Below are 23,149 nucleotides of genomic sequence, written 5' to 3'. Positions count from 1 at the left end.
CGGACGCACGACGAGCCGCAACCCCATGGGCTGCGGCTCGTCGGCCCGTGGTCAGAGCTGGTCTGCTGGGGGCTCCTCGACAGACACGGGCGCCTCCGCAGGCGTCTGGGCGGGCTGATCGTCGACACCCAACTGGTGCTTCAGGGCGTCACCGGCCTGCTCGATCCGGGCGGCGTACTTGCCACCGGTCTTCGCGTCCACGGCGTCCTCGACCTTGTCGATGCCCTGCCGCGCCTGGTCGGGATGCTGACCGGCGAGATCCTTCGCCTTGTCCATGAAGCTCATGTGCTTCCTTCCGTCGGTTGCGGGGCGATCGACGTTAGCGGGTCAGGAAACGGCGAGAGCGCCCACCCCCATGGGTGGACGCTCTCGCGCGGGGAAACGGTTCAGCTCACTGGCCGAGGCCCTGCATGATCTCGCGCATCAGGGCGGCGGTCTCGGACGGCGTCTTGCCGACCTTGACGCCGGCGGCCTCGAGGGCCTCCTTCTTCGCGGCAGCCGTGCCCGAGGAGCCGGAGACAATGGCGCCGGCGTGGCCCATCGTCTTGCCCTCGGGGGCCGTGAAGCCGGCGACGTAGCCGACGACCGGCTTGGTCACATTGGCCTTGATGAAGTCGGCCGCACGCTCCTCGGCGTCGCCGCCGATCTCGCCGATCATCACGATCGCGTCGGTCTCCGGGTCGTCCTGGAAGGCCTGAAGGCAGTCGATGTGCGTGGTGCCGATAACGGGATCGCCACCGATGCCGACGGCGGTGGAGAAGCCGAAGTCGCGCAGCTCGTACATCATCTGATAAGTCAGCGTGCCGGACTTCGAGACGAGGCCGATGCGCCCCTTCTTCGGTGCGATGTCGGCCGGGATGATGCCGGCGTTGGACTGCTCCGGGGAGATGAGGCCGGGGCAGTTCGGGCCGATGAGACGGGTCTTGGTGCCCTTGGTCATCGTGTAGAACTCGGCGGTGTCCTTGACGGCGACACCCTCGGTGATGCAGACGACCAGCGGCATCTCGGCCTCGATCGACTCGACGACGGCGGCCTTGGTGAACTTGGCCGGCACGAAGGCGACGGACACGTTCGCACCGGTCTCCTTCATGGCCTCGGCGACGGTGCCGAAGACGGGGACCTTCACACCGCCCTCGAACTCGACCTCCTGGCCGGCCTTCTTCGGGTTCACGCCGCCCACGACGTTCGTGCCCGACTTGAGCATGCGGTGCGTGTGCTTCATGCCCTCGGAGCCGGTCATGCCCTGGACGATGACCTTGGAATCAGAATTCAGGAAGATTGCCATTGTTCTCGTCCTTTCACTTCGCCTGGGAGGCGAGCTCGGCGACGCGGCGCGCGGCCCCGTCCATGGTGTCGACACGCTCGAGCAGCGGGAGCTGGGCGTCGTCGAGGATCTTGCGGCCAAGCTCGGCGTTGTTGCCGTCGAGGCGTACTACGAGCGGCTTCGGCTCGGCGCCCTTGCTCTTGAGGATGTCGTAGGCTTGGACGATGCCGTTGGCGACGGCGTCGCACGCGGTGATGCCACCGAAGACGTTGACGAAGACCGACTTCACCTGCTCGTCACCCAGAATGACGTCGAGGCCGTTGGCCATGACCTCGGCGTTGGCGCCGCCGCCGATGTCAAGGAAGTTGGCGGGCTTGGGCGAGCCAGGGAACTCCTCGCCGGCGTACGCGACGACGTCGAGCGTCGACATGACCAAGCCGGCGCCGTTGCCGATGATGCCGACGTTGCCGTCGAGCTTCACGTAGTTGAGGTCGAGCTGCTGGGCCTTGATCTCGAGCGGATCGGTGGTCGAGTGGTCCTCGAGGGCCTCGTGCTCGGCATGGCGGAAACGCGCGTTGTTGTCGAGCGAGACCTTGCCGTCGAGGGCGACGATGTCACCTGCCCCGGTCTTGACCAGCGGGTTCACCTCGACGAGCGTGGCGTCCTCCTCCTGGTAGACCTTGCCCAGAACGACGAGCACGTCGGCGATCTTCTTCTGGTCGGCCTCATCGAAGCCCGCGGCCTGGACGATCTCCATCGCCTTGGCGTCGTCGATGCCGACGACCGGGTCGACCTCGACCTTGGCCAGGGCCTCGGGGCGCTCGACGGCGAGCTGCTCGATGTCCATGCCGCCCTCTTTGGAGCACATGGCGAGGTAGCTGCGGTTGGCACGGTCGAGCAGCAGGGAGAAGTAGTACTCCTCGGCGATGTCGGCTCCCTCGGCGAGCATGACCTTGTTGACCGTGTGGCCCTTGATGTCCATGCCGAGGATCTCGCCGGCCTTCTCCGCTGCCTCTTCGGGGCTCTTGGCGATCTTGACGCCGCCAGCCTTGCCGCGGCCACCGGTCTTCACCTGCGCCTTGACGACGACGACAGGCGTGCCGAGCTCCTCGGCAGCCTTCTGGGCGTCCTCCGCCTTGTCGATCGTGATGCCCCGCAGAACGGGCACCCCGTGCGACTCGAAGAGGTCGCGCGCCTGGTATTCGTAGAGATCCACGACGGCTCCATCCGTGTTCTTCCGCCCTTGGGCGGCATTGGGTTGCGCCGGGGGCACTCCCCCGACTTCCTTGCTTCAGTTTTTAGCGCTACTGGTGGTCGAGGGCGAAATCGTGCCGTTGCACGGATCAGGCGGCGTGCTTGACGTTGGCGCGCACCCAGTCGACGATCTCGGCCATGGTCGCGCCGGGGGTGAAGACGTGCGCGACACCGAGGTCGACCAACGGCCGTCGGTCGTCCTCGGGGATGATGCCGCCGCCGAAGACGACGATGTCACTGGCGTCCTCGGACTTCAGCAGCTCGAGGACCTTGGCGAACAGGGTCATGTGGGCACCGGAGAGGATGGACATGCCGATGGCGTCCGCGTCCTCCGCGATGGCTGTCTTGACGATCTGCTCGGGGGTCTGGTGGAGGCCGGTATAGATGACCTCCATGCCCGCGTCACGAAGAGCACGGGCGACGACCTTGGCGCCGCGGTCGTGTCCGTCAAGACCAGGCTTGGCGACGACCACTCGAATCGGGGCGTTGTTATCCACGAGTCTCACACTACAGATCCTCGGCCGTGGCGTGCGCACCCCCCGGAACTCGTACGCAGGAGCGGGCAGCCGGAAGTTGCCGCAGTGATCTTCGGCACACGAACCGGCGCGAACCCCGGCGCAGCAAGGGCCACCTGAGAGATTTTCAGAAATCCGGCCCGTCGACCTTGTTCGACGGTTACCCGAGCGTTACCTTTGAGTGGTCGAGGGCCCGCCCGGTGGCCCTGTCCCAATGCTGTCTGTCGTCAGGAGACACACCCAGTGACTACCCGTTCGTTCCGCAATGCTCGCGGTCCCCGCCGAGCCGCAACGATCGACCCGACCCAGGTTCTCTCCCCGAACGCTGATCGCGCCGACGACCACCTCCCCTCGCTGGTACGCCAGAGCCTCGCCGCCCTCGCGATCTCGTCGCTGGGCCTCGGTCTGGCTGCCACAGTGGCCCTGACGGCCGCCGCCCAGTCGACCCAGACCTCCCCCGCCGCGGTCGCGGGCCAGGGCGCCCCCGACACCACGCAGGCCCAGGCGCAGCCGCCGGCACCCGCCCAGCAGAACGAGTCGCCGGTCGAGACCAACCGCGACAGCCAGTCCGACGCCAACGGCGAGCTCGACGCCTTCGACCGCTCGTCGGCCGACTCCACCTCCCGCAACGCGGTGCGCGCCGAGATCGACCGTGCCGTCGCCGACCAGAAGGCCCGCGAGCGCGGCGCCACTCTGGCCGAGTCCGAGGAGCAGCAGACCGAGGAGTCGGGCCGGGCCGTTCAGGACGCCCGCTCGACCAACCTGGTCAACACCGCCGAGGCGACCAAGCGCGAGCAGGCCCGCCTGGCCGAGGAGAAGCGCAAGGCCGAGGAGGCCCTCAAGGCCGCCCAGACCCAGAGTGCGCAGCCCGCCCCCGACGCCAGCTCGAACCTGCCTGCCGCGGCCCTGCCTGCCGCGGCCCCCGCCGCCGCACCGGCTCCCGCGCCGGGCGCGCCGGGCGTGAGCGGCCAGGCCGCCTCGCCGATGGCGCCGGGCTCCTACTCGCTGGGCGCCCGTTGGGGCGCGGTCGGCGCGTGGTCGCGCTACCACACGGGCCAGGACCTCCCCGCCCCGATCGGCACTCCGATCCGCGCGGCCGCCGGCGGCATCGTGCTCAGCCCCAACGGTGGCGGCTGGGCCGGCAACCACGTCGTCATCAAGCACGCCGACGGCTCGGCCACCCTGTACGCCCACATGAACAGCGCCCTCGTCCGCCCGGGCCAGACAGTGACTGCCGGCCAGCAGATCGGCGCCGTGGGCATGACAGGCCGCACGTTCGGCCCCCATCTACACTTCGAGCACTACCCGCAGGGCGTCGTGGGCAACCCCTACGTGACCGACGACCCCTACGCATGGATGCTGCGCCAAGGCGTACGCCTCTGACCCATCTGACCTATCCGGCGAGGGCAGTGTCGCACCAGTGCGGCACTGCCCTCGCCGCATCCTCAGCATGTTCGTCTCAGGATGGATCACCTGAGAACTCCTCCCCCGACGCGGCGGCACAGCCCGTTTTTCTTGTCCACATGGCGTTCGCCACGCCCGAGCGCGGTCACTTCAGCCTCATTCACCTCATTCGTCACACGAGTGGGCACAGGATTTGTGAAAGATTCTTAGAAAGGGCTAAGGTCCTCTGGAGGCGCCACCCCGGGGCGCCCCTGAGCAGGAGAAGGCATGGCAATCAAGCAGGCTCGGCGCGCTGCCCACCATGGGCCCCGCCGCGCGTTCGCCCCCGTCGGCCCCACCCACACCGACGACACCCCGACCACCCTCGTCAAGCACGCGCTGGCCGCCACCGCGGTCTCCGCACTCGGCCTCGGACTCGTCGGCTCGATCACCCTCAGCGCCGCCGCCCAGTCGGTCGAGACGTCGAACCAGACCACCACCTCCTCTACCGGTACGGCCGACAGCACCCAAGCCGTCCCCGAGCCCGTAACCCCCCAGGCCCAGGAGGCCGCGGTCGACCCCGAGGTCAACCGCGACGCCACCGAGACCACCGGCGAGCTCGACGCGTTCAACCGCGTCGCCGCCGACAGCTCCAGCCGCAACGCGGTGCGTGCCGAGATCGACCGCGCCGTCGCCTCCCAGAAGGCCGCCGAGCGTGGCGCCACTCTCGAGCGCTCCAACCAGAAGGCCGACGAGACCTCCGGCCTCGCCGTCTCCGACGCCCGCGCCAAGGAGCTCAACAACACCCGTGAGGCCGCCAAGCGCGAGCAGGCCCGCCTCGCCGAGGAGAAGCGCAAGACCGAAGAGCTCATCAAGTCGGGCGCCCTCCCGGCCCCGGCCCCTGCCGCCGCTCCCGCCGCCGTCCCGATGCCGATGCCGGTTCCCGGAGGTGCCGGCGCGGTCAAGCCCATGGCCTCCTACGTCCGTGGTGCGGGCTGGGGCGCCGTCGGCTCCTGGTCCCGCTACCACACGGGCATCGATCTCGCTGCCCCCATCGGCACAACCATCGTCGCCGTCTCCGGTGGCGTCGTCGTCTCCCCCAACGCGGGCGGCTGGGCCGGCAACCACGTGATCATCCGCCACGGCGACGGCACCTACACGCTGTACGCCCACATGTCCGGCGCCACCGTGCGCCCCGGCCAGCAGGTCGCCGCAGGCCAGCAGGTCGGCTCGGTCGGCATGACCGGACGCACCTTCGGCCCCCACCTCCACATGGAGCACTACCCCGCCGGCGGTCAGACGTCGAACCCCTACACGTCCGACGACCCCTACCGCTGGATGATGGCCCAGGGAGTTCGCCTCTGAGTCACCCCGCCCTCTGACTGCTCGGGCGGTCGACGCGATGGCGTCGGCCGCCCGACGCGCCTCCGGGACCCGTCGGTCAGGTCAGAGCTTCTCGAGCGGCGCAAACTTGAGCGCCAGACGCTTCACACCCACCGAGCCGAAGTCGACATCGGCCTTGGTGGCATCGCCGGTTCCGCTGACGGCGACGACGGTGCCCATGCCGAAGCTCGAGTGGAGCACGCGCTCGCCAGGGGCGAGCGACGGGATCTCCCGCTTCTCGCGCTTCGAGCCGAAACCGACGGTCTGGGCGAAGTCCGCGGTGCCGCTGCGGGGGCGCCCGCCACCCCACGACGACGTTGCGGACGTGTTGCGCCACTGGGTCGTCGCCGACTCCAGCCGCTGCCAGTCGAGCAACCGGGCCGGGATCTCGTCGAGGAAGCGGCTCGCCGGGTTGTGCTGGGGCGCTCCCCACGCGGCCCGGGTCACCGCCCGCGACAGGTGCAGCTTCTTGCGGGCGCGCGTCACCCCGACGTACGCCAGCCGCCGCTCCTCCTCGAGCTCAGCCTTGTCGCCGAGCGCCCGCATGTGGGGGAAGACGCCGTCCTCCAGCCCGGTGAGGAAGACCGTGTCGAACTCCAGGCCCTTGGCCGTGTGGAGCGTCATCAGCGTGACCACGCCCGCCTCCTCCCCCTCGGGGGTGTCGGGGATCTGGTCGGAGTCGGCGACGAGCGCGATGCGCTCCAAAAAGGCCGTCAGCGACGGGTCCGGCTCGGGCGCGCCGATCAGGCGACCTTCCTCGTCGACCTCGTCGTTCCCGGCCTCCACCACCGCCGCCTGAGCGACGAACTCCTCGGCGACGGCGACGAACTCCGCGAGGTTCTCGAGCCGGGTCTGGTCCTGCGGGTCGCTGGAGCCCTTCAACTCGTCGAGGTAGCCCGACGCCGCCAGGATCGAGACCACGATCTCGTCGGCCGCGACACCCTCGCGCACCATCGCCTCATGGGCGTCCATCATCTCGACGAAGCCCTTGATCTGCTTCTCGGAGCGGGTGGCGAGCCCGGCTCCCTCGACGCGCCGCAACGCATCGGCGAACGGGATGCGATCACGCTGGGCCAGCGACTCGACGACCGCCTCGGCCCGGTCGCCGATCCCCCGCTTGGGCACGTTCAGGATGCGGCGAACGGACACGTCGTCGGCGCGGTTGGCGATGGCCCGCAGGTAGGCGATGAGGTCCCGGATCTCCTTGCGCTCGTAGAAGCGCACTCCGCCCACGACCTTGTAGGGCATGCCCGTGCGGATGAAGACCTCTTCGAACGTGCGCGACTGGGCGTTCGTCCGATAGAAGACCGCCACGTCGCCGTACGTCGTGTCGCCCGCGTCGACGAGCCGGTCGATCTCGGTGGCCACCCACTGGGCCTCGTCACGATCGGTGTCGGCCACGTAGCCGGTGATCATCGCGCCGTCACCGGCGTCTGACCACAGATTCTTGGACGGCCGCCCCTCGTTGTGGCCGATAACCGCGTTGGCGGCGCTGAGGATCGTCTGGGTCGAGCGATAGTTCTGCTCCAGCAGGATCGTGCGGGCCCCGGGGAAGTCGGACTCGAAGTCGAGAATGTTGCGGATCGTCGCCCCGCGGAACGCGTAGATCGACTGGTCGGAGTCGCCGACGACCATCAGCTCGGGCGGCTCGACACCCTTGATGGACGGGTCGCCGACCTCGGCGCCGCACAACTCGCGGATCAGCGCGTACTGGGCATGGTTGGTGTCCTGGTATTCGTCGACCAGCACGTGACGGAAGCGGCGACGGTACTGCTCCCGGACGTCGGGGAAGGCCTGCAGCAGGTGGACCGTCAGCATGATCAGATCGTCGAAGTCGAGCGCGTTCGCCGCGCGCAGACGGCGCTGGTATTCGCCGTAGGCCTCCGCGTACACCTCGTCGTTGCCGTTGGTGATGCGTGAGCCGAGCGACTCGTGGTCGACGAGGTCGTTCTTGGCGTTGGACACCCAGTTCATGACGCCGCGAACGGGGAAGCGCTTCGAGTCGAGGCCGAGGTCGCTGCACACCATCTGCATCAGCCGCTTGGCGTCGGTGTCGTCGTAGATCGAGAACGTCCGCGCGTAGCCGAAACGGTGGATCTCGGCGCGCAGGATGCGTACGCAGGCCGAGTGGAAGGTCGAGACCCACATCATCTTCGCGCGGTTGCCGACGATCTCGGAGACGCGGTAGCGCATCTCGGCGGCCGCCTTGTTGGTGAACGTGATCGCCAGGATCGAGCCCGGATGGACGCCGCGTTCCTTGACCAGATGGGCGATGCGGCGCGTCAGCACTCGCGTCTTGCCGGACCCGGCGCCCGCGACCACGAGCACCGGTGAGCCCCGGTGGACGACCGCCTCCCGCTGGGGCTCGTTCAGGCCCTCGAGCAGGTCGACGCCCTTGTTCTTCGGGTGCGCCTCTTCGGCCTGCGGCGCGGGCGCCGCAGTGGGCGGATCGAGGGGGAAAAGTGCATCGAGATCGTTCGTCGTCATGGCTGGACCAGCCTATGCGTTGCCACCGACGAAACCCGGCGACGCACGGTGCGCAGGCACATAGACTCTGGGCCATGTGGTTCCGTCACGTGCGCACGTGGGTCCGTCGTGCAGTCCTGGCCGTCCTCGGGCTGCAGGCCCTGACCCTGGCCGGCCTGTTCGTCGCCGACCACCGCCGCAAGCAGGACCGCTCTCCCGTCGTCTTCCCCAAGGCAGACCCCACGCCCGTACGCGCGGGGGGCACCGACGTGGTCGTCTACACCTACGGCCAAGACGTCTTCGACGCGATGCTCGAGGCCATCGAGGGGGCCCAGGAGCGGATCTTCCTCGAGACCTACATCTGGAAGGGCGACGCCACCGGCCGGGCCTTCCGGCGCGCGCTCAACGAGGCCGCAGAACGCGGCGTCGCGGTCTACCTGGTGTGGGACGAGTTCGCCAACCTGGTCGTCCCGCCCAAGTTCTACCGGTTCCATCCCGACGTGAAGATCCTGCGCCACCCGCTGATCGACATGGTCTGGGACTGGTGGCATCCCCGCAACTGGGGCCGCAACCACCGCAAGCTCCTTACCATCGACGGCGACATCGGGTTCATCGGCGGCTACAACATCGGCACTCTGTATGCGACCGACTGGCGCGACACCCACGTCCGCATCGACGGTGACGCCGTGGCCGAGCTCGACAACGCGTTCATCGACTACTGGAACCTGCGCCCCTCGCCGCGCCGCCCCGTCCTCACCGACGGCCGCCGCCGCGACTTCTTCAGCCGCATCAAGGTGCAGCGCAACGTCCCCAAGCTGGGCGTCTTCCCCATCCGCTACATGTATCTCGAGGCCATCGACCGCGCCACCGATCGCATCTGGCTGACCCACGCGTACCTCATCCCCGACGAGGACCTCACCCGCGCGCTGGTTCAGGCCGCTCGCCGCGGCGTCGACGTCCGCATCATCGTCCCCGAGCGCTCCAACCACATCGTGGCCGACTGGGTCTCGCGTGGCGGCTACCGCGAGCTGCTGGCCGGGGGCGTACGCCTGTTCCTCTACCAGGGAGCGATGGTCCACTCGAAGACCGCGCTGGTCGACGACGCCTGGACGACCGTCGGGACGGCGAACCTCGACCGGCTGTCGCTCGCCGGCAACTACGAAATCAACCTCGACATCACCGACTCCGACATGGCCGAGAAGATGGCCGAGGTCTTCGAGCTCGACCTGACGAACTGCCGCGAGCTCACGTTGGCCGAGTGGACGTCGCGCCACTGGATGATGAAGTTCTCCGAGGGCGTCCTCAAGCCGCTCAGACCGCTGCTCTGAATGAGCGGCCTCTCAGAATCGGCCCAGTGGGGGGCACTTCGACCACGCACGCACTGAGACTTCACCAAGGCTTGACTGAGAATGTCGATAATTCGATGGTTCCCGGTGTGATCGGCGCTACCTTGGTTCACATGGGAACCATCATTGCGTACATTGTCATCGGCCTCATCGGCGGCGCGATCGCCAAGGCGATCCTCCCCGGCAAGCAGGGTGGTGGCATTCTGGCCACCATCGTCCTCGGCGTCATCGGTGCCCTCCTGGGCGGCTTCCTCGGTGGACTCCTGTTCAACGTCTCCTACTCCGACGTCTTCAGCGTCGCTGGCCTCCTGACCTCGGTCATCGGCGCCCTGCTCGTCCTCGTCATCTATGGCTTCGTCGTGAAGGGCCGCACCCGCGCCTGACGTCGTCTGAGATCCCCCGCAACAAGCGAGCAGAACCGCCCCGCACTCTCGTGCGGGGCGGTTCTTCGTCGTCGACGATCAGACCAGCTTGCGATCGGTCGCCCAACGGGTCAGCTGGTGGCGGTTCGACAGCTGGAGCTTGCGCAGCACCGACGACACGTGGGTCTCGACGGTTTTGATCGAGATGAACAGCTCCCGGGCGATCTCCTTGTAGGAGTAGCCGCGGGCGATCAGCCGCAGCACCTCTCGCTCGCGGTTCGACAGCTTGTCGAGGTCCTCGTCGACCGAGGCCACGTCGATGGCGCCGGAGAAGGCGTCGAGGACGAACCCGGCCAACCGCGGCGAGAACACCGCGTCGCCCTCCGACACACGCCGGATGGCATCGATGAGCTCCTCCGACGAGATCGATTTCGTGACGTAGCCGCGCGCGCCGGCCCGGATCACCCCGATCACGTCCTCCGCCGCGTCGGACACCGACAGCGCGAGGAACCTTACCTCCGGGTCTTTCGCGTGGACCTGCTTGAGTACCTCCACACCGCCACCGCCGGGCATGTGCACGTCGAGCAGCACCACGTCTGGCTTCACCTCGGCGATCGCCCGCACAGCCGTGTCGACGTCCTCGCCCTCGCCGACCACGTCGACGACCCGGCCGATCTCGTGCTTGACGCCGGCGCGGAACATGGCGTGGTCGTCGACGACCACCACCCGCAGGCGCTTGGTCGAGTCGGTGGGCGCACCACCCACCGGTGACGTCGCCGAACCGCCCTGACCGAGCCCACTCGGCTGATCCATGTCGCTCATCGTTCCATCTCCAGTCTCACCTCGGTGCCGTCTGCTGGGGCCGACCTGATCCGGGCGCTGCCGCCATGGCGCTCCATTCGCCCCAGGATCGACCCCTTGACCCCCATTCGATCATCCGCGATGTCCGCCATGTCGAAGCCCTTGCCGCGATCCTTCACGAAGACCTCGATCCGGTCGTCGTCCACCTCGGCGTACACCGAGATCCGCGGGGCCCCGGAGTGCTTCGCGGCGTTGACCATCGCCTCGCGCGCGGCACGCACCGTCGCCTCCGCCTTCTCGTCCATCGGCCCGTCACCGACGCACACGACCTCGATCGGCACGTCACGCTCGTCCTCGACGTCGGCAGCCGCCGCCGTGAGCGCCGCCTTGAACGTCTCCTCCTTGATGACGTCGCCGTACAGCCACGTGCGCAGCTCGCGTTCCTGCCGGCGCGCCAGCGTGGCCACGGCCTTCGCATCGGTCGACTGCCGCTGGATCAGGGCCAGCGTCTGCAGTACCGAGTCGTGCAGGTGGGCAGCCATGTCGGCGCGCTCGTCGGCGCGTACCTTGTCCTCGCGGGCGACCTGCAGCGCCTGACGCGACCGGTACGCCCACGGGGCCACGACCAGACCGATGCCCGCCAGCGCCAGCCCCGTCATGCCCAGGACGCGCGGCAGCTCCTCGACGCCCGCCTGTGACGCGATCACCATCGAGACCGCAGCCCCCACCAGCGCCATGCCGAGCACCATGCGGGCGATCGTGAGCACGCGTCCCCGCGCCACGAACGGCGCCAACCAGGCGGGCCCGTCGACCTTCTCGCGCCGCTCCCCCGCCGTGTCGGCCGTACGCCAGACCAGCGCGACGCCGGCGAACGCGAACGCAACCGGCCACAGGAACGCCTGCGAGACACCCAGTCCGCTGAACTGGGCGAGCGCGAACAGGCCGGCCGCCATCATGCCGAGCGCCAAGACGGTGCCGACGTCGGCGGCACGTCGGCGGCCACTGGTCGTGGTGCGCAAGTTCGACCGCGACGCCGACTCCAGCCCGGGTGCCACCTCCGCCTTCGGAGCCGGCGGGAGCGCGAGCCAGAGCGCCGCGTACGCGATGAGCCCGATCAGCTGGACGCAGCCAAGCGCCACGAACCCGATGCGGAGCACCAGCACCGGGGCGCCCAGGTGGGCCGCGAGTCCCGTGCACACACCACCCAGCCAGGCACCCTGCGGCTCACGCGTCGCGCGCAGCCGCTCGAGAACATCACCCGGCTCGCGGGTCGCGGGCACGCCTGCGCCCACCGGGACGTCCCCCTCGGGGTGGTCCAGGCGTTCGGGCACTTCGGGATCGGTGGCCGCCATCGTCCTCCAAGCCTCACACGTGCAGGGGCGCACGACCAGTAGGGACTCCCCCGACCCGCCCCTGATGGGGGCGGAATCAGGGCCTCCCCCGATGGCGGACGCCCCCGACGTCGAGCACGATGGATGCCATGGACCTCACCACGCTGCGCCGCAGCCCCGCCGCCACCTCAAAGGTGGCCGGCGTCTGCGACGCGCTCGCTGTCGCGTGGCGGGTCGACCCCCTCATCATCCGCGCCGTGTTCGTCGTGCTCGGGCTCAGCGGTGGCGTCGGCCTCGTCCTGTACGCGGCGCTCTGGCTCACGCTGCCGGCCGCGGACGGCGACCGGGCGGTGCTCGACTCGGCGCTGCCGGGCTGGCGCGGGTGGCCGCAGCCGCTGAAGATCGGCGCGCTCGTCGCCACCTGCCTGCTGAGCGCGGCCCTCCTGTCGACCGTCCTGCCGTTCGGTGTCACGCCCGCCATCGTCGTCCTCGCCGTCTGGTATTTCGGCCTCTACCGTCCGCGCCGGGCCGCCGAGGAGCGCCGCGAGAACAAGGCGGCGCTCACCGGACAGATCAGCGCCCCCTTCGCCGCCGACACCGAGTTCACCCGACAGGCCGCCGCCTGGCAGCAACGCGTCCACGAGCACCTCCGACACCAGCAGACCACGCAGCCCGACCCGCGGGCCTGGCCCACGCGCCCCGGCCCCGCAGCCCCCATGGGCCCCGCCACCGAACAGCCGGGCGAGCGTCCGAGCGAAGGCGTCGACCTGCGCAGCGGCGCCACCGCACACTCACCCGCGTACACCCACCATCCCGGCTACTCGATGGACGCCTTCCTCGCCTCCGTGCCCGACCCGGGCGGCATCTACAGCCAGCCCGCCCCCACCGGCGCGACCGTCGTCGAGCGCCGCCCCCGGCGCCGCCGCAACGCATCCCTGTCGTGGACCGGCCTCGCCCTGACCGGCCTCGCCATGGCTGGCGTCGCCCTCGCCGGCATGCGGTACGACGTCCCGTTCGCCGCCTACCCCGCAGCTGGGCTCCTCGTCGTCGGCCTCGTCCTCATCGCCGGCACCTGGCTCGGCCGGCCGCGCGGCATGATCGCCCTCGGTGTCGTCCTCGCGGTGCTCAGCGCCGGCGCGTTCGGCGCCCCCGCGCCCCACGGCTCCTCGAACCGGGAGTACGCGGTCACCGTCACCACCCCTGACGCCCTCCCGGGACGCATCTCCCGCGACGTTGGCTCCGTCGACGTCGACCTCAGCCAGCTGCAGCTCACCGAGAACCGCAAGCTCCGCGTGGCCGTCGACGCCGGCCAGATCCACGTACGCGTCCCCGAGAACATGCCCGTCCGCGTCACTTACCAGGTCGACGCCGGCAGCGCCAAGGTCCTCGACGCGGGACACTTCAGCGGCTTCGACGGCAAGGACACCGTCGTCGTCCCCGGCACCGGCCCCGTCCTGGAGCTCGACCTCAGCGTCGAGATGGGAGAGATCGAGGTGACCCGATGAACACCCACCACAAGCCCGACGTCACAGGACTCGTCACCGGCCTCCTGTTCGTCCTCATCGCCGCCGGAGCGTTGTTCGTGACGTTCGGCGGAGACATGTCCGGAGCATGGTTCAAGGCCGCGCTCCCCGTGTCACTGATCGTCATCGGCGGTGCAGGCCTCGCCCTGTCCCGCGGACGCGAGAACTGACCGACCCACACCCACCAAGGAGAACCATCATGGACAAGAAGTTCACCCGCAGCTCCACCGACAAGATCCTGGGCGGTGTGTGCGGCGGCGTCGCCGCCTACACCGGCACCGACGTCAGCCTGATCCGCCTGCTGACCGCACTCGCCGTCCTGTTCACCGGCGTCGGCCCGTTGGTCTACATCATCGCCTGGCTCGTCATGCCTGCTGACGACGGCAAGGTGTACGCCCAGGAGCTGTTCAACCAGGCCGACCAGGCAGTGAAGGACTACCGCACCACCAAGACCCAGCAGCCGCCGGTCAACCCCAACCCCACCGACCCGTACGGCAACAGCACGGGCATGCCAAACAGCGACGACCTGCGGTAGTCCCGGCTCGCGCACGACGGTCCCCTGTCGTCGTCGCAGTCGTCGTCGCAGTCGTCGAAGCCCCGCGGCGGCCCACGCTCCTGGTTGCGTGAGCTGTCGCGGGGCTTCGTCTTGGTGCTCCCGACGACGGGGGCGCGTCGCATGACGCTCGCCGGGGGGTCCACTGCGTGCTCGCTCCCATTCTCCGACCCAGACACAGCGAGACGATGCGCCCGACACCCACACCCGCTTTCCGAGCGAGTTGTTCCGAGCAAGTGGTTTCCGATCGGACGCCAGCGAGACGAGCGAAAGCCAGGGAGACGAGCGAAAGCCAGGGAGACGAGAAGATCACCGCCAGCCGCTCCGCTCGCTGCGTGGTCACCTGCGATTTCCCTCTAGACTTCGGCTCATGTCCGAGAACCAGCAGATCGCTCAGGACGTCGTGGCCGACCACGACCGCGTGGTCGTCATCGACTTCGGGGCTCAGTACGCGCAGCTGATCGCGCGCCGCGTGCGCGAGGCCGACGTCTACTCCGAGATCATGCCGTCGTCGGCGAGCGTCGACCAGATCCTGGCGAAAAAGCCCGCCGCGGTGATCCTGTCCGGCGGCCCCTCCTCGGTGTACGCCGACGGCGCACCGCAGGTGGACCCGGCGCTCTTCGCGGCCGGCGTACCCGTCTTCGGCATCTGCTACGGGTTCCAGGCCATGGCGGCCGCACTGGGCGGCACCGTCCAGCAGACGGGCCTCAGCGAGTTCGGGCGTACGCAGACCACCGTCTCCGAGCCCGGCACGCTGCTCGCCGACCTCCCTACCGAGATGTCGATCTGGATGTCCCACGGCGACTCGGTGTCGCAGGCCCCCGAGGGCTTCACCTGCTTGGCGTCCACCCCCGGCGCGCCCGTCGCCGCGTTCGAGGACGCCCAGCGCCGCCTCGCCGGCGTCCAGTGGCACCCGGAGGTCAACCACTCCGAGCGCGGTCAGGACGTCCTGCGCCACTTCCTGTTCGACATCGCCGGCGTACGCCCCGACTGGAACGCCCACAACATCGTCGAGGACTCCGTCCGCGCCATCCGCGAGCGCGTCGGCGACAAGCGCGTCCTGTGCGCGCTGTCCGGCGGAGTCGACTCCGCCGTGGCCGCGGCGCTCGTCCAGCGCGCCATCGGCGACCAGCTGACCTGCGTGTTCGTCGACCACGGTCTGCTGCGCAAGGGCGAGGCCGAGCAGGTCGAGAAGGACTACGTCGCGGCCACCGGCGTGGACCTCGTCGTCAAGGAGGTCTCCGACCAGTTCCTGGGCCACCTCGCCGGCGTGACCGACCCCGAGACCAAGCGCAAGATCATCGGCCGCGAGTTCATCCGGACCTTCGAGGCCGCGGCCCGCGAGATTGCCGACGACCACGGCATCGACTTCCTCGTGCAGGGCACGCTCTACCCCGACGTCGTCGAGTCCGGCGGCGGCGAGGGCGCGGCCAACATCAAGTCCCACCACAACGTCGGCGGCCTGCCCGACGACCTGCAGTTCGAGCTGATCGAGCCGCTGCGCACGCTGTTCAAGGACGAGGTACGCGCCGTCGGCACCGAGCTGGGACTGCCCGCCGTCATGGTCTGGCGCCAGCCCTTCCCCGGCCCCGGCCTAGCCATCCGCATCATCGGCGAGGTCACGCGCGACCGCCTCGATCTGCTGCGCGAGGCCGACGCCATCGCCCGCGCCGAGCTCACCGCCGCCGGCCTCGACCGCGACGTCTGGCAGTTCCCCGTGGTGCTGCTCGCCGACGTGCGCTCGGTCGGCGTCCAGGGCGACGGCCGCACCTACGGCCACCCCGTCGTGCTGCGCCCCGTCTCGTCGGAGGATGCCATGACCGCCGACTGGAGCCGCCTTCCGTACGAGTTGCTGGAGAGAATCTCCACGCGCATCACCAACGAGGTACGCGAGGTCAACCGCGTCGTGCTCGACGTCACGTCGAAGCCGCCTGGCACCATCGAGTGGGAGTGAGGCGCGGACGCGTCTGTCCCTGATGGGCCGTTCCCCCGGCCCTCCGCGTCTGGGACGTCGGCCGCGCGAAGGGCCGCCAGTGGCGCGTCGTGCATCCCGCGAGCTCGTCGTTGGTGCGTCGTGCCCCGGCCCACGCACCACAGGCCGAAAACTGCTCAACAGGCCTTGCATCGCCTGTTGAGGAGTTTTCGGCCTGTTGTTGCGGTGGGGCGAGCTAGAGGGCGCGGCCGGCGCGCAGGCCCGAGTGGAGGCACCCGCCGAGGAACGTGCCCTCCAGGGCCCGCCAGCCGTGGACCCCACCGCCGCCGAAGCCCGCGGCCTCGCCCACCGCGTACAGACCCGGAACGGGGTCGCCCGCCGCGTCCAGCACGCGGGCGTCCAGGTCGGTCCAGAACCCGCCGAGGGTCTTGCGCGTGAGCACGTGCAGGCGCGCGGCGATCAGCCGGCCGCCCGAGCCGTGGCGCCCGGAGCCGTCGGCTTGGGTGAGCCGGTGGGGCGGCACGACGCGCATCAGGCGGTCCACCGCGTACGAGCGCGCCGCGCGCGTGGCCACGACCTGCGGGTCCTTGCCGAGACCTGATGCCACCTGTCCATCGCGCTCGCTGATGGTCGCCAGCAGCGCGTCGGCGTCGATGCGGTCGGTGCCGACGAGCCCGTTCATCCGCCCCGCGAGCTCGGCGACGGTGTCGGCGACGACGATGTCGATGCCGGCGTCGACGAACGCCTGCACCTCCTTGGTGGGCCCCGGGCGCAGGCGCTGCGACAGCAGGCGTACGTCCCTGCCGGTCAGGTCGGCGTTCTGCTCCGAGCCGGACAGCGCGAACTCCTTCGCGATGGTCTCCTCATCGAGCACGAACCACGAGTACGCGTGGCCGCGCGCAGAGATCTCCCGCAGGGTGCCCAAGGCATCGAAGCCCGGGAAGTTCGGGGCGGGCAGGCGGTGGCCGTCGGCGTCGAGCCACAGCGACGACGGCGCAGGCAGGATGCGGACGCCGTGCTGCGACCACAGCGGCGAGTGGTTGCGGATGCCCTCGGGGTAGTGCCACATGCGGTCACGGTTCACGATGTGGCCGCCGGCCGCCTCGCCGACGCCGAGCATCGAGCCGTCCACGTAGTCAGGCACCCCCTGGACGAGGTCGTCGCGCGGCGGCAGCGATCCGTACGCGGCCGGCCACAGCTCGCGCACCAGATCGAGGTTGCCGCCGATGCCGCCCGAGGCGATGACGACGTTCGGGGCGGCCACGGTGAACTCCCCGACCGCGTCGCGGTTCGTCGGCCGGCCCCGCTCGGCGTGGTCGGGCGCGAGCGTCCGCCCGCTCACCGAGACACCGGAGTTCGACACCTCCAGGTGGTCGACGTAGTGGCGGAAGCGCAGGTCCACCAGCCGCGACTCGCGGGCCTCGGTGGCGAACGGCTGCACCAGGCCGGGCCCGGTCCCCCACGTGATGTGGAACCGCGGCACAGAGTTGCCGTGGCCGGGTGACAGGTGGCCGCCGCGTTCGGCCCACTGGACCAGCGGGAAGAACCGCACGCCTTTCTTTGACAGCCAGGCACGCTTCTCGCCCGCGGCGAAGTCGACGTACGCCTCGGCCCAGCGCCGGCCCCACACGTCCTCGTCCCGGTCGAAGCCCGCTGAGCCCAGCCAGTCGGCCAGCGCCAGCTCGCGCGAGTCGCGTACGCCGAGGCGCCGCTGCTCGGGCGAGTCGACGAGGAACAGCCCGCCGAACGACCAGTGCGCCTGGCCGCCGACCGACTGCGGCCCCTCGGCGTCGAGCACGATCACCGACAGTCCGCGCCCGGCGGCGGTGGTGGCGGCGACCAGGCCTGAGAGGCCCGATCCGATCACGATGACGTCAGCGTCCATGGGCGCCAGCGTGGCAGAACCGCCCGCCCCACGGAAGACCCGATTGGAAATCGCCCGCTCGGAAACCGTCCCTTCAAAAACACCGATCGAGTGGCCCCACGGGGGGACCACCCGATCGGCTGAACCGGTCAGAGACGTCTGTGGATCAGAGGAGGCGCGGCTCGCCCACGTCGGCGGCGGAGGCGTCGAGCTTGTGCTTGACGAGGATCTCCTTGATCTTGCCGTTCTTGTGGAGCTCGGCGATGTCCTCGTTGATGGCCTTGGCCAAGGCGTCCTTGCCCTTCGGCATCGGGAACGAGGCCTGCGCGGCGTCGAGCGTGCCGGCGATCGTCGGGTCCTTCTCGACGACCTCGACCTTGAGGTCGGGGTTGTTGAAGACGCCCGAGCCGTAGGAGTCGATGCCGATCTCGATGCGGCCGGCTTTGAGGTCCTGGTTCATGTTCAGGGTCGACGGGTAGACCTTGAGATCGTCACCGAGGAGCTTCTTCATGTCCTCGACCCACATGTAGCCGTCGACCGTGCCGACCTTCTTGCCCTTGAGCGCCTGGACGGACTTCGTGCCGTCCTTGGAGATGATCGCCATCTGGTCGAGGTACATCGGGTCGGACAGCGTCACGATCTCGTTGCGCGACTTGGTGCGGTACCAGTCGGCGGCGGCGATGTCGGCGCGACCGGCCTGGACGGCGGGGATCACGGCGGCCGCGGCGAGCGGCTGCGGGGCAATCGTCAGGCACTCCATCTTGGCGATCTCATCGAGGATCTCGCCGTCGACACCCGTGATCTTCTTGCCCTCGGCCTTGGTGAACGGCGGGAGGTCGTAGAAGGAGACCGTCAGCTGGCCCTTCTTGACGGTGTCGAACTGGTGCTTCGGCGTGCAGTTCTTGTCGGTGGTGGCAGACTGCCCACCGCCACCACAGGCGGAGACCGTCGTGGCAGTGACGAGCGCGACTGCGGCGGCAGCGATCCGGCGCATCTTCATGGTGTTCTCCTTAGGAACGGTGTTGGTGCGATGGTGCGGTGGGTCAGGCGGCAAAGCGCGACATGCGCTTCTCGAGGCGGTCGGTGATCAGGCTCATAGGGATCGTGATGACCGCATACATCAGGCCGGCGATCGACAGGATCGCCAGGTAACGGAAGGTGGACGAGCCGGCCGAGTAGGCCTGGCTCAGCAGCTCGGGCAAAGCGATGGTGTACGCCAGCGACGTGCCCTGGAACATGAGGATCGAGAAGCCGATCAGAGCCGGCAGGGCCACGCGGAGCGCCTGCGGGAGGATGACGTCGCGGAGGCGGTCGGCCTCATTCATGCCCATGGCCATGGCGGCCTCGATGGTGCCCTGGTTCACCGACAGCAGCGCGCCACGGAGGATCTCCGAGGTATACGCGGCGGTCGTCAGCGCCAGCGCGAGGGCCGCGGCCAGGAACGACGTGAGGGTCACGCCGAACGCGGGGAGGCCGAAGTAGAAGATCTGCAGGACGACGAGCATCGGCGTACCACGACCGATCTCGACCAGCGCGACGACGAGCCAGCGGACCACCCGCCACGGCGACGCGGACAGCAGGGCCAGGAGCAGGCCGAGTGGCAGGCCCATGGCGAGCGTCGCGGCCGTGAGCTTCAGCGAGACCCACAGGCCGCCGATGAGGTTCGGGATGAAAGGAGCGATGGAGTCGATCATCGGTTGACCGCCTTCCGCAGCTTGGCGTCGAGGGCGCGAGAGCCCCAGGCGCAGGGGACCGTCATGATGATGTAGACCAGCGCCGCCACGAGGAACGGGGTGAGCGCGTCCGCGGAGGCCTTCGACTGCTCGTTGGCGAAGTACATGATCTCGGTGACACCGATGGTGTAGGCCACCGAGGAGTCCTTCAGCAGTCCGATCCCGTACGTCGCCGCCGCGGGGATGGAGACGCGGAACACCTGGGGACCGATGACGTCCGCGAGCGTACGCACGCGGCTCATGCCGAGCGCGGCCGCCGCCTCGTCCTGACCCGCGCCGACAGCCATCCAGCCACCGCGGTAGATCTCGGCCATGTAGCCACCGGCGATGACGCCGAGGCCGCCCAGTGCCGCAGGGAGCGGCTCGAGATCGGGGAACGAGCCGCCGACGCCGTAGAAGATGATGAACAACCACACGATCGGCGGGATGCCACGGGAGATCTCGATGATCGCGCGGGCGATGAAGCGCACGACGAGGATGTGCGAGCGGCGCATCAGCACCAGCGGGATGCCGAGCACCGCACCGATGGCCAGCGCGCCGAACGTGAGCAGGAGCGTCATGGGGACGCCCTGCAAGAGCGTGAGGAACAGGTCCATGGTGGCCTCAGCGATCCAGGACCGCGCCGAGGAACTTGCGCGTCCGCGGGTGTGAGGGATCGGCGAAGATGGCCTTCGGGTCACCCTCCTCGATGATCCCGCCGTCGGCCATGACCACGAGGTGGTCGGACACGTCGCGGGCGAACTGCATCTCATGGGTGACGACGACCATGGTCATGCCCTCGGCGGCGAGCTCGCGCATGACGCCGAGGACCTCGAGGCCGTACTCGGGGTCGAGCGCCGAGGTCGGCTCGTCGAACAGCATGACCTTCGGGTCGAGCGCGAGCGCGCGGGCGATGGCGATGCGCTGCTGCTGGCCGCCGGAGCAGCGGCCGGGGTACTGCTGGGCCTTGTCGGCCAGGCCGACCCGCTCGAGCAGCTTCATCGAGCGCTCGTCGGCGTCCTTGCGGGAGCGCTTGAGGACACGCTCCTGCGGCAGGGAGATGTTGCGCAGCACGTTGAGGTGCGGGAAGAGGTTGAAGTGCTGGAACACCATGCCGACCTCGCGGCGCAGGGCGGCGAGTTCCTTGGCGTTGAACTTCCGCTCGGTGTCGATTGTGTGGCCCCCGACGGTGATCGTTCCGTGGTCGGGGCGCTCGAGCAGGTTGATGCACCGCAGCAGGGTGGACTTGCCTGCACCGGACGGGCCGACCATGGCGCACACCTCGCCCTCCCTGACGCTCATCGAGACGTCGGTCAGCACATGGTGGTCACCGAAGCTCTTCGCCACCTGCTCGAGCTTGATGGCTACCTCGCGGGTATTCGACTCCATTGGCGTCCTTCGATCGCTGGGACGTGCGGCGCACTCCGCCGCTGCTGAGGTGTCAGACTGCACCAGCACAGGGTGTAGGCGGAAGGACGTCGAGGGTCAGCGAATATGGACCTGCCGACAGCATCGCTAACGCTAAACTCGGGGGCGTGTTGAATCCGCTGCACCTGCGCACCCTGATGGCTGTGCTGCGCACGGGTTCTTTCGCCGACGCGGCCCGCCAGCTCGGCTACACCGGATCCGCGGTGTCCCAACAGATGGCCGCGCTCGAGCGGGCCACCAGACTCACCCTATTCGACCGGGAGGCCCACAGCGTACGCGCGACCCCCGCCGCCCACGCCCTGGCCGACCAGGCGCGCGAGGTCCTCGCCGACCTCGAGCGTCTCGACAACGACGTGGCGGCCGTCGTCGAGGGCACCGTCGGCAAGCTGCGCGTGGGCAGCTTCCCCAGCGTCTCGGAGTGGATGCTCCCCCAGTGGTTGTCGAGCCGTCGCGAGCTGTTCCCCAACCTGGCGCTCCATCTCGACGAGGGCGAGCCCCACGAGATCGTCCCGCTCGTCGAGGACGGCGAGCTCGACCTGGGGCTGGTCTACCGCTACGACATGGTGCCGCGCACGTGGCCGCGCTCGCTGGTGACCACTCCCCTGCTCGAAGACGAGCTCGTCGTGCTTGTGGCCGAGACGAACCCGTTGGCGGCGGCGACGGTGGTCGACATCGGGGACCTGGCCGATCACATGTGGATCAACACCTCCGATGCCGCCGACGGCACCCAGTGCCTGGGCGTGCTGGCGGCGCGCTACCGGTTCGAGCCGAAGGTCGACTACCGTTCCAACAACTACGCGGTGATCCGCGGGCTCGTCGCCGCCGACCTCGGCATCGCGCTCACTCCCTCGCTGGGCTACCACGCCGGCGCCGGCGTCGTCGCCAAGAAGATGTCCGAGCGCCTCTACCGTCACATCGAGGTCGTCCATCGCCGCAAGGGCATCAACCCTGCTGTGCCCACGGCAATCCGCGGCCTGCAGGAGACGGCCCGGGGGCTGGCCGAGACCATCCCGGGCGTGAACGCCCCCGCGGCTGCCTGACCGCAGGGGCACCCGCCTCCGTCAGAGGGCCAGCGGCGAGCCCAGCCCGAGACGGCGGGCCTCGCCCACGATCATCTCCGCCGCGGCGGCGTCCTGCACGCCGATGCCCACGGAGTTGACGTAGACGATCTCGTCGGCCGACGCGCGACCGCGGTTGCCGACGGCGACGTCGCCAAGCGCGACGAGGTCGCAGGGCTGCAGCAGGCCGGTGCGTACGGCCTCCACCACCGGGCCGGCGTGCTCGAGACACGTCTCGACGTGGTCGACGACCACGAGGTCGGCGCGCTTGACGAGGTCCTGGCCGACCTCGTGGCGGTCGGCGGCGAACGATCCGATGCTCATGACCACCGCTCCGGGAGAGATCCAGCTGGCCTCGAGCAGCGGCTTCGGGCTCGTCGTGGCGGTGAGGACGACCGCCGCGCCCTCCACGGCGTCCTGAACGGTCTCGAACACCTCGACCGGGCGGTCCGCCCCGTCGGCGAGCCGGCGGGCGGCGTCGAGGTCGAGCGAGGTGATGCGGTACTCGGCGTCCGGCCGCACCAGCGGCAGCGACGTCAGGTGGGCTCGGGCCTGGACCCCCGACCCCACGATCGCGACCGGGCCGTCACCGGCGAGCGCGTCGATCGCCACGGCCGAGGCCGCCGCCGTGCGCAGCGTCGTCACCAGCGTGCCGTCCATCACGGCGGCAGGGCGACCGGTCACCGGGTCGAGGACGACGACGAGGGCCGAGATCGTCGGCAGGCCCCGGTCGGCGTTGGCCGGGTTGACCGAGCCGAACTTCGAGACCGCGGCGCCGTCTGGGTTCGTGCGAGCGGCGTAGCAGAACGCCGTCGACTCCTCCCGGCCGTCGATGAGCAGGCGGGCGGGGAGCTGGGCCCGGCCGTGGCCGAGCTCGGCGAAGGCGCGGCGCTGGGACTCCAGCGCGACCTCCGGGGTGAAGAGGCTCGTGATGTCGTCGGAGGACAGGATGAGAGCGTCGTTGACCATGCCG

Annotated in this window: 22 protein-coding genes; 9 read left to right on the top strand and 13 right to left on the bottom strand. The window is 69.5% G+C overall.

The features are described from left to right. Positions 1 to 51 precede the first annotated feature (51 nt). From ACYVGD_RS12610 to ACYVGD_RS12595, 4 genes are all read right to left on the bottom strand, one after another. On the bottom strand, positions 52 to 285 hold the full coding sequence (locus ACYVGD_RS12610) for an antitoxin (protein WP_460744062.1): 234 nt from the start codon (positions 283 to 285) through the stop codon (positions 52 to 54). Positions 286 to 391: 106 nt separating this feature from the next. Beyond that, positions 392 to 1,285 carry a succinate--CoA ligase subunit alpha gene (gene sucD, locus ACYVGD_RS12605; RefSeq protein WP_460744061.1) on the bottom strand — a complete coding sequence of 298 codons (894 nt, stop codon included), beginning with the start codon at positions 1,283 to 1,285 and terminating at the stop codon, positions 392 to 394. Positions 1,286 to 1,298: 13 nt separating this feature from the next. Continuing rightward, a complete protein-coding gene (gene sucC / locus ACYVGD_RS12600) occupies positions 1,299 to 2,480 on the bottom strand; it encodes an ADP-forming succinate--CoA ligase subunit beta (protein ID WP_460744060.1) in 1,182 nt (393 codons plus the stop codon). A 127-nt stretch (positions 2,481 to 2,607) separates the two neighbouring features. Further along, on the bottom strand, positions 2,608 to 3,024 hold the full coding sequence (locus ACYVGD_RS12595) for a cobalamin B12-binding domain-containing protein (protein ID WP_460744059.1): 417 nt from the start codon (positions 3,022 to 3,024) through the stop codon (positions 2,608 to 2,610). Between the two features lie 252 nt (positions 3,025 to 3,276). On the opposite strand from ACYVGD_RS12595, the gene ACYVGD_RS12590 reads away from it, so the two are divergent. Together ACYVGD_RS12590 and ACYVGD_RS12585 are read left to right on the top strand one after the other, a co-directional pair. Beyond that, the gene (locus ACYVGD_RS12590) at positions 3,277 to 4,416 is read left to right on the top strand and encodes a M23 family metallopeptidase (RefSeq protein ID WP_460744057.1); all 1,140 of its coding nucleotides are present in this window, start codon (positions 3,277 to 3,279) and stop codon (positions 4,414 to 4,416) included. 288 nt (positions 4,417 to 4,704) lie between these two features. Further along, complete coding sequence (locus ACYVGD_RS12585; protein WP_460744056.1) at positions 4,705 to 5,781, top strand: M23 family metallopeptidase; 1,077 nt, start codon at positions 4,705 to 4,707, stop codon at positions 5,779 to 5,781. Positions 5,782 to 5,862: 81 nt separating this feature from the next. Here ACYVGD_RS12585 and pcrA read toward each other — a convergent pair whose 3' ends face one another. Next, positions 5,863 to 8,286, bottom strand: coding sequence for a DNA helicase PcrA (pcrA, locus tag ACYVGD_RS12580; RefSeq protein ID WP_460744055.1), 2,424 nt, complete (start codon positions 8,284 to 8,286; stop codon positions 5,863 to 5,865). 74 nt (positions 8,287 to 8,360) lie between these two features. Here pcrA and ACYVGD_RS12575 point away from each other — a divergent pair, with 74 nt between their 5' ends. Together ACYVGD_RS12575 and ACYVGD_RS12570 are read left to right on the top strand one after the other, a co-directional pair. Further along, the gene (locus ACYVGD_RS12575; protein ID WP_460744054.1) at positions 8,361 to 9,593 is read left to right on the top strand and encodes a phospholipase D-like domain-containing protein; all 1,233 of its coding nucleotides are present in this window, start codon (positions 8,361 to 8,363) and stop codon (positions 9,591 to 9,593) included. A 131-nt stretch (positions 9,594 to 9,724) separates the two neighbouring features. Next, on the top strand, positions 9,725 to 9,994 hold the full coding sequence (locus tag ACYVGD_RS12570) for a GlsB/YeaQ/YmgE family stress response membrane protein (protein WP_460744053.1): 270 nt from the start codon (positions 9,725 to 9,727) through the stop codon (positions 9,992 to 9,994). A 78-nt stretch (positions 9,995 to 10,072) separates the two neighbouring features. Here ACYVGD_RS12570 and ACYVGD_RS12565 read toward each other — a convergent pair whose 3' ends face one another. Further along, a complete protein-coding gene (locus ACYVGD_RS12565; RefSeq protein ID WP_460744052.1) occupies positions 10,073 to 10,786 on the bottom strand; it encodes a response regulator in 714 nt (237 codons plus the stop codon). A 5-nt stretch (positions 10,787 to 10,791) separates the two neighbouring features. Continuing rightward, positions 10,792 to 12,126 (bottom strand): ATP-binding protein, encoded by a 1,335-nt coding sequence (locus ACYVGD_RS12560; protein ID WP_460744051.1) that lies wholly within the window; start codon positions 12,124 to 12,126, stop codon positions 10,792 to 10,794. Between the two features lie 128 nt (positions 12,127 to 12,254). Between ACYVGD_RS12560 and ACYVGD_RS12555 the strand changes: the two genes are divergently transcribed. From ACYVGD_RS12555 to guaA, 4 genes are all read left to right on the top strand, one after another. Next, positions 12,255 to 13,610, top strand: coding sequence for a PspC domain-containing protein (locus tag ACYVGD_RS12555; protein ID WP_460744050.1), 1,356 nt, complete (start codon positions 12,255 to 12,257; stop codon positions 13,608 to 13,610). Beyond that, a complete protein-coding gene (locus ACYVGD_RS12550) occupies positions 13,607 to 13,798 on the top strand; it encodes a hypothetical protein (RefSeq protein ID WP_460744049.1) in 192 nt (63 codons plus the stop codon). Before ACYVGD_RS12555 ends, ACYVGD_RS12550 begins: the two co-directional genes overlap by 4 nt. A 29-nt stretch (positions 13,799 to 13,827) precedes the next feature. Next, positions 13,828 to 14,163, top strand: a complete 336-nt coding sequence (locus tag ACYVGD_RS12545) for a PspC domain-containing protein (protein WP_460744048.1) — start codon at positions 13,828 to 13,830, stop codon at positions 14,161 to 14,163. 388 nt (positions 14,164 to 14,551) lie between these two features. Beyond that, a complete protein-coding gene (gene guaA / locus ACYVGD_RS12540) occupies positions 14,552 to 16,135 on the top strand; it encodes a glutamine-hydrolyzing GMP synthase (protein ID WP_460744047.1) in 1,584 nt (527 codons plus the stop codon). Positions 16,136 to 16,349: 214 nt separating this feature from the next. Here the strand turns inward: guaA and ACYVGD_RS12535 are convergent, their stop codons facing one another. The 5 genes from ACYVGD_RS12535 to ACYVGD_RS12515 all read right to left on the bottom strand — a co-directional run bounded on the left by ACYVGD_RS12535 (position 16,350) and on the right by ACYVGD_RS12515 (position 21,079). Next, positions 16,350 to 17,999: an FAD-binding dehydrogenase gene (locus ACYVGD_RS12535; RefSeq protein ID WP_460744046.1), complete on the bottom strand. Its 1,650-nt coding sequence runs from the start codon at positions 17,997 to 17,999 to the stop codon at positions 16,350 to 16,352. A 145-nt stretch (positions 18,000 to 18,144) separates the two neighbouring features. Further along, the gene (locus ACYVGD_RS12530; protein WP_460744045.1) at positions 18,145 to 18,978 is read right to left on the bottom strand and encodes a substrate-binding periplasmic protein; all 834 of its coding nucleotides are present in this window, start codon (positions 18,976 to 18,978) and stop codon (positions 18,145 to 18,147) included. 43 nt (positions 18,979 to 19,021) lie between these two features. Further along, positions 19,022 to 19,672 carry an amino acid ABC transporter permease gene (locus ACYVGD_RS12525; protein WP_460744044.1) on the bottom strand — a complete coding sequence of 217 codons (651 nt, stop codon included), beginning with the start codon at positions 19,670 to 19,672 and terminating at the stop codon, positions 19,022 to 19,024. Beyond that, positions 19,669 to 20,307 carry an amino acid ABC transporter permease gene (locus tag ACYVGD_RS12520; RefSeq protein ID WP_460744043.1) on the bottom strand — a complete coding sequence of 213 codons (639 nt, stop codon included), beginning with the start codon at positions 20,305 to 20,307 and terminating at the stop codon, positions 19,669 to 19,671. Before ACYVGD_RS12520 ends, ACYVGD_RS12525 begins: the two co-directional genes overlap by 4 nt. A gap of 7 nt (positions 20,308 to 20,314) precedes the next feature. Beyond that, entirely contained in the window at positions 20,315 to 21,079 is a 765-nt protein-coding gene (locus ACYVGD_RS12515; RefSeq protein ID WP_460744042.1) for an amino acid ABC transporter ATP-binding protein, read from the bottom strand. Positions 21,080 to 21,225: 146 nt separating this feature from the next. Between ACYVGD_RS12515 and ACYVGD_RS12510 the strand changes: the two genes are divergently transcribed. Further along, positions 21,226 to 22,158 carry a LysR family transcriptional regulator gene (locus ACYVGD_RS12510; RefSeq protein WP_460744041.1) on the top strand — a complete coding sequence of 311 codons (933 nt, stop codon included), beginning with the start codon at positions 21,226 to 21,228 and terminating at the stop codon, positions 22,156 to 22,158. A 21-nt stretch (positions 22,159 to 22,179) separates the two neighbouring features. On the opposite strand, the gene ACYVGD_RS12505 is transcribed toward ACYVGD_RS12510, so the two are convergent. Beyond that, positions 22,180 to 23,145, bottom strand: coding sequence for an ornithine cyclodeaminase family protein (locus ACYVGD_RS12505; protein ID WP_460744040.1), 966 nt, complete (start codon positions 23,143 to 23,145; stop codon positions 22,180 to 22,182). Positions 23,146 to 23,149: the final 4 nt, after the last annotated feature.

The sequence above is a fragment of the Mariniluteicoccus endophyticus genome, from assembly GCF_054780035.1.
Note: the sequence above shows the minus strand (reverse complement) of the source record. Positions and strands in the feature narration are given on the sequence as shown.

Coding starts and splice junctions, on each gene's coding strand:
- ACYVGD_RS12610 (WP_460744062.1), bottom strand. CDS start 285: ATGAGCTTCATGGACAAGGCGAAGGATCTCGCCGGTCAGCATCCCGAC.
- sucD (WP_460744061.1), bottom strand. CDS start 1,285: ATGGCAATCTTCCTGAATTCTGATTCCAAGGTCATCGTCCAGGGCATG.
- ACYVGD_RS12585 (WP_460744056.1), top strand. CDS start 4,705: ATGGCAATCAAGCAGGCTCGGCGCGCTGCCCACCATGGGCCCCGCCGC.
- pcrA (WP_460744055.1), bottom strand. CDS start 8,286: ATGACGACGAACGATCTCGATGCACTTTTCCCCCTCGATCCGCCCACT.
- ACYVGD_RS12575 (WP_460744054.1), top strand. CDS start 8,361: ATGTGGTTCCGTCACGTGCGCACGTGGGTCCGTCGTGCAGTCCTGGCC.
- ACYVGD_RS12570 (WP_460744053.1), top strand. CDS start 9,725: ATGGGAACCATCATTGCGTACATTGTCATCGGCCTCATCGGCGGCGCG.
- ACYVGD_RS12565 (WP_460744052.1), bottom strand. CDS start 10,786: ATGGATCAGCCGAGTGGGCTCGGTCAGGGCGGTTCGGCGACGTCACCG.
- ACYVGD_RS12560 (WP_460744051.1), bottom strand. CDS start 12,126: ATGGCGGCCACCGATCCCGAAGTGCCCGAACGCCTGGACCACCCCGAG.
- ACYVGD_RS12555 (WP_460744050.1), top strand. CDS start 12,255: ATGGACCTCACCACGCTGCGCCGCAGCCCCGCCGCCACCTCAAAGGTG.
- ACYVGD_RS12550 (WP_460744049.1), top strand. CDS start 13,607: ATGAACACCCACCACAAGCCCGACGTCACAGGACTCGTCACCGGCCTC.
- ACYVGD_RS12545 (WP_460744048.1), top strand. CDS start 13,828: ATGGACAAGAAGTTCACCCGCAGCTCCACCGACAAGATCCTGGGCGGT.
- guaA (WP_460744047.1), top strand. CDS start 14,552: ATGTCCGAGAACCAGCAGATCGCTCAGGACGTCGTGGCCGACCACGAC.
- ACYVGD_RS12535 (WP_460744046.1), bottom strand. CDS start 17,999: ATGGACGCTGACGTCATCGTGATCGGATCGGGCCTCTCAGGCCTGGTC.
- ACYVGD_RS12530 (WP_460744045.1), bottom strand. CDS start 18,978: ATGAAGATGCGCCGGATCGCTGCCGCCGCAGTCGCGCTCGTCACTGCC.
- ACYVGD_RS12525 (WP_460744044.1), bottom strand. CDS start 19,672: ATGATCGACTCCATCGCTCCTTTCATCCCGAACCTCATCGGCGGCCTG.
- ACYVGD_RS12520 (WP_460744043.1), bottom strand. CDS start 20,307: ATGGACCTGTTCCTCACGCTCTTGCAGGGCGTCCCCATGACGCTCCTG.
- ACYVGD_RS12515 (WP_460744042.1), bottom strand. CDS start 21,079: ATGGAGTCGAATACCCGCGAGGTAGCCATCAAGCTCGAGCAGGTGGCG.
- ACYVGD_RS12505 (WP_460744040.1), bottom strand. CDS start 23,145: ATGGTCAACGACGCTCTCATCCTGTCCTCCGACGACATCACGAGCCTC.